Below are 230 nucleotides of genomic sequence, written 5' to 3'. Positions count from 1 at the left end.
CCCGGCAGGCCTGAACGCGGATCACACCGCCTGGCTCTCCAGTGCAGAGGGGCTGGCGGCGTGTGCCACGGCCTTGCGACCGGCCGGCATTCTGGCGGTGTGGTCGGCCACGGCCGCTGCGCGCTTCTCACAACGCCTGTCGCGGGCCGGGTGCAAGGCCGAGGCACGTCAGGTCTACGCGCATCGCACCTCTGGTGCCAAGCATAGCCTCTGGATCGCGCGTTACGTGG

1 pseudogene is annotated in these 230 nt (G+C 70.4%); it reads left to right on the top strand.

Going from position 1 to position 230, the window contains the following annotated elements:
* A pseudogene (locus tag R2R70_RS23665) lies at positions 1 to 230 on the top strand (hypothetical protein); the annotation flags it as partial.

Origin of the sequence: Cobetia sp. SIMBA_158, from assembly GCF_046566945.1 — a bacterium.
Classification (GTDB): domain Bacteria; phylum Pseudomonadota; class Gammaproteobacteria; order Pseudomonadales; family Halomonadaceae; genus Cobetia; species Cobetia amphilecti.
This window is presented reverse-complemented; position numbering and strand designations above follow the sequence as displayed.